This window comes from Alphaproteobacteria bacterium (assembly GCA_035625915.1).
In the GTDB taxonomy this organism is placed as follows: domain Bacteria; phylum Pseudomonadota; class Alphaproteobacteria; order JACZXZ01; family JACZXZ01; genus DATDHA01.
Window position 1 is genome coordinate 1 of record DASPOR010000016.1, and the last position, 12,073, is coordinate 12,073.

Annotated in this window: 9 protein-coding genes; 6 read left to right on the top strand and 3 right to left on the bottom strand. The window is 58.8% G+C overall.

The genetic code is table 11. The features are described 5' to 3' along the window. Positions 1 to 797 (bottom strand): branched-chain amino acid ABC transporter substrate-binding protein (locus VEJ16_01570; GenBank protein ID HYB08341.1); only part of this gene is annotated, 797 nt, incomplete at its 3' end. 316 nt (positions 798 to 1,113) lie between these two features. Here VEJ16_01570 and VEJ16_01575 point away from each other — a divergent pair. The 6 genes from VEJ16_01575 to VEJ16_01600 all read left to right on the top strand — a co-directional run bounded on the left by VEJ16_01575 (position 1,114) and on the right by VEJ16_01600 (position 9,960). Further along, the gene (locus tag VEJ16_01575) at positions 1,114 to 2,031 is read left to right on the top strand and encodes an LLM class F420-dependent oxidoreductase (GenBank protein HYB08342.1); all 918 of its coding nucleotides are present in this window, start codon (positions 1,114 to 1,116) and stop codon (positions 2,029 to 2,031) included. 13 nt (positions 2,032 to 2,044) lie between these two features. Next, on the top strand, positions 2,045 to 3,220 hold the full coding sequence (locus VEJ16_01580; protein ID HYB08343.1) for a M24 family metallopeptidase: 1,176 nt from the start codon (positions 2,045 to 2,047) through the stop codon (positions 3,218 to 3,220). Between the two features lie 13 nt (positions 3,221 to 3,233). Continuing rightward, positions 3,234 to 4,118 (top strand): polysaccharide deacetylase, encoded by an 885-nt coding sequence (locus tag VEJ16_01585; protein ID HYB08344.1) that lies wholly within the window; start codon positions 3,234 to 3,236, stop codon positions 4,116 to 4,118. A 661-nt stretch (positions 4,119 to 4,779) separates the two neighbouring features. After that, on the top strand, positions 4,780 to 7,386 hold the full coding sequence (locus VEJ16_01590; protein ID HYB08345.1) for an MMPL family transporter: 2,607 nt from the start codon (positions 4,780 to 4,782) through the stop codon (positions 7,384 to 7,386). 115 nt (positions 7,387 to 7,501) lie between these two features. Next, complete coding sequence (locus VEJ16_01595; GenBank protein ID HYB08346.1) at positions 7,502 to 8,419, top strand: polysaccharide deacetylase; 918 nt, start codon at positions 7,502 to 7,504, stop codon at positions 8,417 to 8,419. Positions 8,420 to 8,463: 44 nt separating this feature from the next. Further along, the gene (locus tag VEJ16_01600; GenBank protein ID HYB08347.1) at positions 8,464 to 9,960 is read left to right on the top strand and encodes a 4-hydroxyphenylacetate 3-hydroxylase N-terminal domain-containing protein; all 1,497 of its coding nucleotides are present in this window, start codon (positions 8,464 to 8,466) and stop codon (positions 9,958 to 9,960) included. Between the two features lie 3 nt (positions 9,961 to 9,963). Here VEJ16_01600 and VEJ16_01605 read toward each other — a convergent pair whose 3' ends face one another. Both VEJ16_01605 and VEJ16_01610 read right to left on the bottom strand, forming a co-directional pair. After that, a complete protein-coding gene (locus VEJ16_01605; protein HYB08348.1) occupies positions 9,964 to 11,220 on the bottom strand; it encodes a M20/M25/M40 family metallo-hydrolase in 1,257 nt (418 codons plus the stop codon). A 145-nt stretch (positions 11,221 to 11,365) separates the two neighbouring features. Next, entirely contained in the window at positions 11,366 to 11,980 is a 615-nt protein-coding gene (locus VEJ16_01610) for a flavin reductase family protein (GenBank protein HYB08349.1), read from the bottom strand. Positions 11,981 to 12,073 lie beyond the last annotated feature (93 nt).

The window sequence follows — 12,073 nt, forward strand, 5'->3', positions numbered from 1 at the left end:
TAAGTGAAGTCGAAACCCACGACTGCGTCCTTGGCCGCCTCGATGAAATCGGCCGCCATTAGGGAGGAACCGCCAAGCAGCGTTGTATTCTCCAAACCCTGTGTCGTTTTGGCTTGGCGCAGGAGCTGGGCCCCCGCAGCAACGAAGACCGGGAAGTACAGGACATCCGGGTGCTCGGTCGCAATCCGGGTCAGCACCGGGTGCATGTCGACGTCGGTGGGGGCTACCGCCTCCTCGGACAGGACTTTTCCGCCCATCTCCGCGAAGTTCTTGCCCATGACCGACGCAAGCTGCTGGGCGTACGGGCTACCATCATGGAGTGTTACGACGGTCTTTGCCTTCAGAACATCGTGCACATATTTCGCGTCATAGCGACCCTGGTCGCTGTCGCTGTAAATGGTCCTTAGGAAGCCGTCATAGTCGGGCTTTCGGTCTGGCGCGGTGAGTGTGGGCGCGGTGCAGGACGTGCATACGTCGATTAGGCCAGCCTTCCACAGGATTGGCGCACCCGGCGTTGCCTCACTCGAGCAAGACGGACCGACAACGGCCGCCATCTCGGGATGGGCGGCAAGCTTAGTTGCCGCGGTCTGCCCACCCTCCGCGTTGCATCCCGAATCCTCCGCGATCAGCTTGAGGGGATGGCCAAGCAGCGCATTGTTGCGATCCTTGAGCGCCAGCTCCACGCCGCGCTTTTGATCAACGCCGAGGGCGGAGTCCGCACCCGACAACACCCAATAGCCGCCGATCACGATCGGTGCACCCTTGGGGATCACCAAGACGCCAATTTCGTCGGTCACCGGCCCCTTTGTGACGGCAGACTGAGCGGCCGAACACAAGAGTAAGCTGGCCGCGAACGCCCCTACTAACGCCCTACTGCAAAGCCTTCCGTGATCGTTCATCTCACACCTCCTGTTGAGATTGCTGTTTTTGGCCGCGCCCGTAATGATCTTCTGCGGACGTAAGTCGTGAGTCAAGTTACCGACCGCGAAAATTCACCTGGCGAGATTCATTTTATTGTCGCTATGGGAGATTGTGATAAATGACTGAGTAATCACGGCGCACATTCTGCTAAAAACTAGGCGAAGCGTTGTCTTTCGTTGAGGAGTGTCGATCATGCGAATTGGCGCGCTCTTTCCCCAGTTCGAGATTGGTGCCGACCCAGCAGCAATTAGCGACTTTGCACAAGCAGCGGAGGAGCTCGGCTATGCTCACATCACGGCCTTCGACCAAGTCATCGGCCTCAACAAAGCAAGCCGTCCCGGCTGGAAATACGTCCACGATGCAGAAGACATGTTTCATGAGCTCTTCGTCCTTTTCGGCTATCTCGCCGCGATCACGAGCAGGGTCGAGCTCGTGACAGGTATTCTCATATTACCGATGCGTGGTACCGCAGTCGTGGCGAAGCAGGCGGTTGAAGTCGACGTCCTGAGTCGTGGCCGACTGCGGCTTGGTGTGGGCGTGGGCGTCAAGCCCGAGGAATTCGAGGCGTGCGGAGAAAACTTCAAAAACCGCGGACGGCGCGCCGACGAACAGATTGAAGTGTTACGCCGCCTATGGACGGCCCCGCTTGTCACCTATGAGGGCCGCTACCACCGCATCGAGGATGGCGGACTCAATCCGCTTCCGGTTCAGCGGCCAATTCCGATTTGGATCGGCGGCATATCCGATGCGGCCATCGATCGTGTTGCTCGCTTGGGCGACGGTTGGCTACCGAACTTTCAGGCCGACGATGTTGGCCGCCGAAGTGTCGAAAAGATGCGGTCGGCGGCACGACGGCATGGACGCGATCCTGCTGCCATCGGCATCGAAGCGACCATGACGATCATCGATCGCACTTCGGATCAACTGCGCACGGAAATCGAGGCGTGGAAGCAGCTGGGCGCAAGCCATATCACGGTCAACACGATGCCGGAGCGCTGGATCGAGGCCGAACAGCGGTGGAACAAGGCAAACATAGGGCAACTGACAAATCCAACGGCGCACATCGAGTCGATCCGAAAGTTCCGGGAAACGCTGCCGGAATTGTTCTGAGCGCGTTGTCATCGTGCCCGCCTTTTCCGCCACGGAGTATCGCGATCGGATCACGCGCGTGAAACGCCGCATGGAAGGTGCTGGCATCGACGTGCTTCTGTGCGCCGAGCCCGCGAGCCTTAATTACCTCTGCGGTTATGATGGCTGGTCATTTTACGTGCATCAATTCCTCGTCCTCGCGCTGACCATGGATGAGCCGCTCTGGGTTGGCCGTGCGATGGACGCTCCCGGCGCACGGCTCACGACAAATCTCAAGCCGGAAAGCATCGAGCCCTATCCCGAGGACTATGTCGACTCACCCGATCGGCATCCCGCGCGCTTTGTCGCGGAGCTGATGAAGGCGCGGGGTTACGGGCATGCCAACATCGGCCTGGAACTCGACGCCTTCTACTTCACGGGACGAGCCTTCGCCGAGCTTACAAAAGCGCTGCCCGACGCTTGTCTTATCGACGTTTATCCGCTCGTCAATTGTGTCCGGATCGTAAAATCGCCACCCGAGATCGCGATGATGCGTGCTGCCGCAGCGATTGTCTCCCACGCGATGGAAATCGGCATAGCAGCAGTGGCTCCCGGTGTGCGTGAATGCGACGCAGTGGCCGAGATTTGCTCAGCCCAGTTGCGCGGTACCGGCGATCAATGGGGGGACTACCCATCTGCCATGCCTCAGGTGCCGAGCGGGGTCAAGACGGCGGCGCCACATCTCACGTGGTCGGGCGATCGTTATCAGCGGAATACCGTCGCCTATCTCGAACTCGGCGGGTGCAGCCACCGTTATCACGCGGCTCTCGCCCGGACCCTTTATCTCGGTCGGCCGCCCAAGCGCTTGGTCGAACTCGCGAAGGTCGTGTCTGAGGGGCTTGACAGGGCACTGGATGCGGCACGCTCCGGACGAACCTGTCACGAGGTTGAGGCCGCTTGGCGGGTCGTCATTGAACGTGCTGGGTACACTAAAAGTTCACGCATCGGTTATTCGATTGGACTCAGCTACCCGCCGGATTGGGGTGAGCGCACGGCGAGCCTCCGACAAGGCGATTACACCGTGCTCGAGCCAAATATGTGCTTTCACATGATTCTCGGGATATGGAGCGAGGATTGGGGATTCGAGCTCAGCGAGACCTTCCGCGTCACGGCCCACGGCGCACCCGAAATCTTGACGAGCTTTCCGCGCGACATGGTTGTGAAGGCCTAGAGAGGAAACCGCGATGATCAAGAATCCGCTGCCCTGGCCCGACGAGGCGCGCTGCGCCGTCGGTTTCAGCTTCGACGTGGACGCCGACAGCGTCGTTCATGCGACCCATCGAGAGCGTGCCGTCAACGAACTGCATGCCCTGGCGCACATGCGCTACGATCCGCTGGTAGGGCTGCCGCGAATCGTCGATCTCTTCGGAGGATATAAAATTCCGCTGACTTGCTTCGTTCCAGGTTGGGTTATCGAAGCCTATCCGCGAGCGGTTGAGTACATCCTCTCCCACGACAACGAAGTCGCGCACCACGGACATTTCCATGAATGGCCGAATAAGCAGGACTCGGATGAGGAACGCCACGCGCTCGACAAAGGGGCTCAACTCATCGAGCAGCTGACCGGGAAACGGCCGCGCGGGTATCGTGCCCCCTATTACGGTCTTTCGCGCCGCAGTTTCGATCTACTGATCGAAGCCGGCATGCTTTACGATTCATCGCTCTTTGCGGACGACATCCCGATCCTCCTCGACAACGGTAAGGGCAGCTTGGTTGAGTTGCCAGTGCCGGCCTCGGTCGACGACTACAACCAATACGTCTCAAGCCGAGCGTTCGATTATCTGATGAAGATCTCACCGCCCCGCCACGCGCTCGAGGTCTATCGGGCCGAGTTCGATGCGATGTGGGAATTCGGCGGCATGTGGATTTCGGTCTGGCATCCCGCCGTGAGCGGACGCCCTGCGCAAGCACTGGCCATCCGCGAGCTCATCGAGCACATGCAGCGCAAAGGTGGAGTGTGGTTTGCGAAACTCGAGGACATCGCAGCCCATACGCGCACCCTCATTGGCAACGGGCGCTGGACTCCGCGTGTCGAGCGAGTACCCTTCTACGATCGGCCGGTGCTTTGAGTGGGATGACCTCCGATCCGAAGGAATCCGATTCGGTCCTCCATTTCATGAACCCTTTCGAAATTCATCGCCCGTTGACCCACATGTCCGATCCCGTCACCTTAACCGACACATTCGAATAAAGCCGGCGCATAGACATTCAAAGTGACTTCGCAACGCTGTGCAGCTCATATGTGTCCGGCTCGGATATAGCCGTGTCGCACAAGACGGCGAGCACTACGGCAATAGTCACCATCATCCAGAACGGAATTCTCGCCATGGCTTACCCCTACGGCAGTGTTTGCTTGTCGGGTTTCAACGGCATCCATTCAAACGATGCTGGTGCGGTGCGCGCGACGGCCAAATTCCCGCATAAAACTGGATCGCCCGCGAAACGCCCCGCTTCGTCCGCTAAGCCTGAGAGCTGGCTTTGTCTCGTCCGGCGCTGTCGGAACACGCTTGATGCCGGTCGAACTTGGCCAAGATTTCACCAAGGCGAGAATGCCACGGCACTTCGGTCGAATCTATTGGACCATGGTATTGTGTCGGACAGATTTGTGTATTCATGCCCGGCCGCTTTCGGAATGTTGGTGGGTCGGAGGCGGTCGAAAGACGTTATTTGAAGAAAAGAGGTGTCTGAACGGAAGGATCGGGCACGCTGCTGGACACTACTCTTACACATCTGCTCGCCCGTTGGAGCGGTTTGGTTCAGCGTTATGCGAAGCCAATAGTGGCGGCTGCATTTATCGTTGCGGCCGCCGGTGGCTATTACGCGGTGGGCCATCTCACGATGCGGACAAGCACCGCCGATATGCTCTCTCCGGATTTGCCTTTTCGGAAGTTAGATCGGGAATTCGAAGCGGCTTTTCCAACCCTTGATGGCAACCTTGCCATCCTCGTTACGGCAGACACCGCAGATCAGGCCGAGGATGCCGCTCTCGCCCTCACTGGAGCGTTGCAGGAGCGGTCGGATCTATTCGACTGGATATACTTCCCGTTGGGTGATTCGTTCTTTCGCCAAAACGGACTTCTATTTCTGGACATCCCCGATCTCGAGAAATTGTCGGACCGCCTTGCCGCCGCTGAGCCATTGCTCGGCGAACTCGCCAGGGACATGACCTTGCGTGGTCTTTTCGGCGTCCTCGGCCTCGCGGCTAAGGCGACGGTTGACCGCGGCGAACGCGTGGGCGATTTGGATCGAGTCCTCGCGAGCGTTGGCGACACGGTCGAAGGCGAATTGAACGGGCGTTCGAGGCCGCTCAGTTGGCGAGCACTCATGTCGCCAGACCCATTGAAGCCCGGCGATTATCACCAAATCATCCTGGCCCAGGTTGGGGCCGGACAGGCCGCACTTTCTGCTATCCCACAAATCGCCGAAAATTTCGGACTCGACGAATCCTATGCCGCACGCGTGCAGCTTACTGGCGATGCCCCGATCGGGGCAGACGAGGTCAGCGCCGTGAGGGAGGGTGGTAAAGCTGCCGGCGTCATATCGATCGCTTTGGTGTCGGTTATTGCTTTTTTCGGCGTGCGCTCATTTCGTCTCGTGATGGCGATGATCTTGACCGTTGTCTTAAGTCTCGTTTGGACGAGCGCTTTCGCAGCACTTGTGATCGGTCATCTCAATATTCTCTCAGCCGCATTCGCCGTTCTTTTCATTGGCATAACGATGGACTTTTGCGTTCAGGTCGGACTGCGCTTTCGGGAGGCGAGGACCCGCGGGCGCGAACTTTCGCAGTCTCTGCGCGAGGCGGTATCGCATACCGGCGTTGCCGTCACATTGGCGGCTTTTGCCGCGGCCATCGGATTTTTCTCGTTCGTGGCGACCGCGTACTTGGGGCTTGCCGAACTCGGCATAATTTCCGGCGTAGGAATGATCATTGGTTTATTCGCAACCCTCACGCTGCTTCCGGCCCTGTTGTCGCTGATGCCTATTGCGGCCCGGCCCGGCCCTCCGGCAACGGACAAGCGGGAGAACGAAGCTGGCCGTTTCGTTGAGCGGCATGCGCGCGCCATCTCTCTGGCCACGCTCGCTCTGGGGTGCTTGTCGCTTGCGGCAGTTCCGCACGTGGGGTTTGAGGTCGATCCGGTCAAATTGAACGATCCCAACTCGAAATCGGTCAAAGCCTATGACGAGCTGTTATCGGACAGTTCGGTCTCGCCATATTCGATCAATATTCTCGCACCAGAACTCAAATCGGCGGATGCACTTGCAGACAGACTGAAGCTGCTGTCCCTCGTGGGCGACGTCATCACGCTTGGGTCATTTGTGCCGCAAGAGCAGGAAAAGAAGCTGCACATCATCGATCTAATGTCGGACTTCCTCTTGCCCGTCATTGAGCCCGGCGACACATTGCCACCGCCATCACTGACGGACAATCAAGCGGCCCTGCAAACTGTGCTGATTGAGCTGGACCGGCTAGGAGCCTCGCCGCAAGCCGGGAGCTTGGCTGCGCTGGCGACGCGTTTGGCCACGCTATTGCGCGCGTTTGCGGCAAAGTCGGCCAATGCCGCGTCGGGCTATCGGGATCTGGACCGTGCCCTCTTGAGAAATCTTCCAGGGCGCTTGCGAAGCTTACAGGAATCGATGAACGCCTCGCGGGTCACGCTTGCGAGCCTGCCCGCCAATATCAAGTCACGCTATTTGAGTGCCGATGGTCGTGCTCGCATCGAGGTTTCGCCGAAGCGCCGCTTTGCTGGCTCACATGACCTTCGGCGCTTCGTCGACCAGGTGCGGGCCATCGCACCCAACGCAATCGGTACGGCCGTTTATCTATTGGATGGCGCGGATACCGTGGTGCACGCATTTACAATGAGCGGGGTGCTGGCTTTCGTTGGCGTGTCCCTTCTCCTGTTGCTGGTGCTGCGAAGTGCTGTCGACTGGTTGCTCGTTGCCATTCCGCTTTTGCTCGCCCTCAGCTTCACCGTCGCCGTGGCGGTTCTGCTCGATACGAAGCTCAACTTGGCGAACATAATGGCGTTACCGCTCCTGTTCAGCTTGGGCTCTGCGTTCGGTGTCTATCTCGTAATGCGGAATAGGGAAGTCACAGACGTGGCGCAGTTGGCCGGCACAAGCACGCCGCGGGCTGTCGTCGCAAGTGCTCTCATCACGATGGCCTCTTTCGGAAGTTTGATGGTATCGAATGACCGCGGAATGGCGAGCATGGGTGAACTTCTGGCCATATCGCTCGCCATGGCGCTTATTGCAAATTTGATCGCGCTGCCGGCAATGCTCGCCTGGCGCGCTCATCGCAAGGGCCAGCTGCAACCGCGAGCGAAGTCGGATTAGCGTAAAGTCGGCGGTGATTGCTATTCAAAGGGCGCTGTCGTCTGCTCGACCTCTTGCGATGATGAGCGTAAGGTCTATCGGCGTAAGTTGGCACTTTACATCAAGGGGGGCAGGCGTGATCCGCAATCCGATTCCGTGGCCGCACGGTGCCCGCTGCGCGGTCGCTTTCACATTCGACATGGATGCCGACAGCATCCTTCACCTGGCGCACCATGCGAGCGCCCATACGCGAATTGCAGCGCTCTCGATGCTGCGTTATGGGCCCGAGGTTGCGGTGCCACGGATCGTCGAGCTCTATCGCAGGTTCGGCATGCGTCAGACGTTCTTCCTGCCCGCTTGGTGCATGGAACGCTATCCGCAGGCCGTTGATGCGATCCTCACTGACGGTCACGAAATCGCGCATCACGGCTACCTTCATGAGCATCCCAATTCCATGCCCGCGAAGGAGGAGCGCTATTGGCTCGAACGGTCAAGCGAGGTCATTGTCAAGATGACCGGAAAAAAGCCCCGGGGGATTCGCGCGCCGACCTATAAATTCTCGATCAATACGCTCGATCTCCTGGTGGAGCATGGTTTCGAATACGACGCGTCCCTGATGGGGGACGATATTCCGTATGTGCTTTCAAATGGGAAGGGAACGGTCATCGAGATTCCCTCCCATTACGGCCTCGACGACTTTCCCCATTACATGGCGTCGCGCGATCTCGCCTACATTATGGCTATAAAAGCTCCGCGGCATGCCTTGGACGTATTTCGTGACGAATTCGACGCCGCTTGGGAGTATGGCGGACTATGGGTGGCGGTTTGGCATCCATTCCTTTCAGGCCGTCTTGCGAGATGTCGAGCCATCGCCGAGCTGATCGCCTACATGCACGGCAAGGGCGGGGTTTGGTTTGCGCCACTCGAGGACATTGCAAGCCATGTGCGCAAGATGATCGCGGACAAGCGCTGGGCGCCACGCATCGACAAACTTCCCTACTATGAAGGTCCTATTCCCGAATTGGGCGCGGTCGAGCCTGCACTCGCAATTTGAGCGGTAGCAGGATCGGCAAGCAAACGATCGTTCAGTGAGGCTCCATGGCAAAGGACGACACCTCCCAGCCGGATTGGTTGGTCCAGAGGCCGGTTGCCCAATCCTCCGAATATCCCAATTTGAGGACGGGCGCACAGTTCAAGGAAAGCCTCCGCGACGGGCGCAAGGTCATCATTAGCGGGCGGGTCGTAAAAGACGTGACGCAGGAGCCTTCCTTGCAACGCGGCATCGATACGCTCGCCGAGATCTTCGACGACCAATTCGCGCCGGCAACACACGACATCGCTACTTCAATCGACCCCGAGACCGGAGACCGGATCGCAACCGGCTGGCTCGTGCCCTACAGCAAGGAGGATCTGCGCCGCCACGTGGCCATGATCAAGCTCTCGACGTTTCGCACGTTCGGCGTATTCGGCCGACCACCAGATTACGGCCCGGTCAAGGCGATCGGCTTTCTTGCCTTCAGACACCTCATCGAGAAGGAGGAGCCGGAGGCCATCGAAAAGATGCAACATTTCATCCAGGTGGGCCAACGACACAATCTTATCTCGGCTGACGTCATCATCGATCTCCAGGTCAATCGCAAGCTGTCCATGCCTGAACAGCCGGGACGTTTACGCGTCGTCGAAGAGAATAAGAATGGCATCGTCCTCTACGGCGCCAAAGCGGGGAACTCGGTCTTCGCTCAAGGCAATATCGGTACGATCTCAATGCCGCCTCCCAACCCGACGATGCCCGACGAATGCACCGTATGGTCGGCTGTACCGGCCGACGCACCGGGTCTCAGCATGATTGCCCGCGAGCCGATAACGAGCGGCTTTGAGGACTCGGAAGACCATCCCCTCGATTCGCGGGGCGAGGAATCCGACAGCCTCCTTGTATTCAACCGGGTTTTCGTGCCCTGGCAATATGTCTTTAGTTACAAGAACAAGACCATCGCCCAGGTTTACAATGTCGTTGGGCGCTTCGCCTTCTGGAAGATCGCGACACGGCTTTCCTTCCGGGCGGAGATTTTTGCGGGTGCCGCCCAAATGATCGTCAATGCATTGGGCACAGATGGCGTCCCAGCGGTGCGCGCTCTTGTCGCAGACATCATCGCCTACGCCGCGACCCTGCGTGCTTGCATGACCGCGGCGGTCGAGACGGCCGCACCGACGGAAAGCGGCGTCATGGCCCCAAACCATTCCTATGTCCAGGCGGGACGACTCTACGGGATATCGCAATATCCCAAGATCATGCAGGCGTTGCGCGAGCTCTCGGGCCAAGGATTGATCAGCCGCGTTCCACGCGCGACTTGGGAACAGCAGGACGTCGGCGCCATGTTGGACGAATTCCTTCCTGGCTACGAGGTCTCGGCGCGAGAGAAGAATCGACTCTTCAATTTGATCTGGGACATGACATGCAGTGCAGCCGCCATGCGCATCGCCCTTTTCGAGAACATCAACGCGGCGACGGCTGCGAATCTGCGAGAAGACATCTATCGTACTTATGACCGGAGCGAAGGATTGAATCTGGTGCGCAGAATCGCGGGCATCGGGTAACGATTACACCTGTGTTTCTCGGCTCATGTAATCATATGCGGACGCGACGTGCGTTTTAACGATGGAGATGAACTCATTGACGCCGACCGACTCATCGACGCCGCCCATCTCGATTGGAGACGGGCCGTATACGATCGCCGGAACATTGCAGTAGCGCCATAGTCGAGCGTCCGTACCGCCAAGGCTGATGACGGGTATCGGCTCGACACCCGAGACGACATGGGCATTTTCGCGGATGTAGTTCGCCATCTCCGCATCGGGTGGGGACCAGCTCGGCGGGTTATATACGAGCGTTTCGTAGCTGGCCTCAGGATAGGCCATTAGGATTTCGTCGACTTTCGCGCGGATTTGACGATCTTCGATCCCATTGGGCAGCCTGAAGTCCACCTCGAACACGCATTCGGCGGCGACCATGTTGACCTTGACGCCGCCGCGAACGATGCCGGGATTGACCGTGACACGGCGGAGATTGCGCGCAGCACCCGCTCCCCACGCGCGGTCGACGATCGCGTTCGCAGCATCGAGTACGGGCGCCAAATTGCCGGGCTCTTGGACGGGCAAGGCTTCGATCGTCTCCAATTCCGAAATCAGCTTGGCGGCGATCGCTGTGGCGCTGGCGCTGCGATGCTTATAGGCGCCATGCGCCCCATGAGTGCGCACCGCGAATCGCAGCCAAAGGGGCCCCTTCTCGCCGAAGCGGAACGTATCGAGGCTTGTCGGCTCGCCATTGAGGCAGCAGTCGCCGATGATCTCCGGATGGCGCGCGAAGAGATATCGCGCCCCCCACGGACCGAAGGTCTCCTCATCGGACACCGCGGAAAGCGTCAGTTTTCCGTGAAGCTCGTCGCGAATCTCCCGGAGATAAAGGTAAGTGAAAATCGATGCAGTCGTGCCGCATTTCATGTCGCAAGCGCCGCGCCCGTAGATCCTGCCCTCGCTTATCTCGCCACCCCAGGGATCCTTGGTCCAACCCTTCCCATCGCCGACAGGAAACACATCGATATGGCCATTGAGGGCCAGGTGTCGCCCAGGCTTACCGCCATCGAAACTCGCGACGATATTCGGCATGATTTCGTTCGGTGCAATGATGCGGTGGTCGACACCGCGGGAGCGGAAGAGCTTCAAGACATGTTCGGCGGCGCGCCGGGTGTCGCCCGGAGGATTTGGGCTTGGGCAGCGGACGAATTCCCGAAAAAATTCGATCAGGAATTCGCGATCGTCGTCTACCTTCGCCAAGAGCGCCGACTTTTGCGAGCGCATTCATTCTCCCCCGATTTATTTGCGCGCCACAGTCTATCAAAAAGCCGTTTGCCGGCCGGGGCACTTCCGTCCGTTCGGGTTCGCGCGGTAAAACGAACAAATCTCCGTGGACTTGTCAAATCGGAACGGATCCGGCTAAGCACGATCATTCGGGAAAAGGAATCGTGAAGAAGCTATCGACCACCGTGTAGTCGAAATACCCTAGTCGAGCGATGGGTTTGAACTTCCTCGGATCGACTCGCCCGTCCACAATCACGTCATCGCGAATATGGACGCCGATTACGCGGCCGATCACGATCGCACTGGCTTCTGCCGGATCGCTCTCGGGGACTGGAACGGTCAGTAGATAGCGACATTCCAAATGGATTGGCGATTCTGCGACCCGGGGTGGCTTGACCTTGATGGACGGCAGAGAGGCCAAGCCGCACAACGCCATTTCATCCACTTCGCTCGGCAACGTAGCAGAGGTGGCGCTGACTTTCTCCCGTAGGTCCCAGGTCGCGAGATTTACAACGAACTCGCCCGTTTCTTCGGCGTTTCTCTGGGAGTCCTTGCGCCGATCGCGAGCACGCGCCCCTCCGGATGCAAACATCACGGTCGGAGGCCGATCGCATACCGCATTAAAGTAGCTATATGGAGCCAGATTCACCACACCTTCCCGGCTCAGGGTCGAAATCCAGCCAATCGGCCGCGGCACGACAAGGCTCTTGAAGGGATTGTGCGGCAAGCCATGATCGCGGCGCTCTGGGTCGTAGAACATTAGTGCCATCTCCCTGCCCGAAAAACTCGGTCCTTTCGATTGAAGCGGAGGGGTTAGCGCACGAGTGTCGCACGGCTTACGTAGCCGAAAGCA

Bases quoted from the DNA above. Each gene is read 5' to 3' on its own strand.
- VEJ16_01605 (HYB08348.1), bottom strand. From the start codon at position 11,220: ATGCGCTCGCAAAAGTCGGCGCTCTTGGCGAAGGTAGACGACGATCGC.
- VEJ16_01610 (HYB08349.1), bottom strand. From the start codon at position 11,980: ATGTTCTACGACCCAGAGCGCCGCGATCATGGCTTGCCGCACAATCCC.
- VEJ16_01585 (HYB08344.1), top strand. From the start codon at position 3,234: ATGATCAAGAATCCGCTGCCCTGGCCCGACGAGGCGCGCTGCGCCGTC.
- VEJ16_01600 (HYB08347.1), top strand. From the start codon at position 8,464: ATGGCAAAGGACGACACCTCCCAGCCGGATTGGTTGGTCCAGAGGCCG.
- VEJ16_01575 (HYB08342.1), top strand. From the start codon at position 1,114: ATGCGAATTGGCGCGCTCTTTCCCCAGTTCGAGATTGGTGCCGACCCA.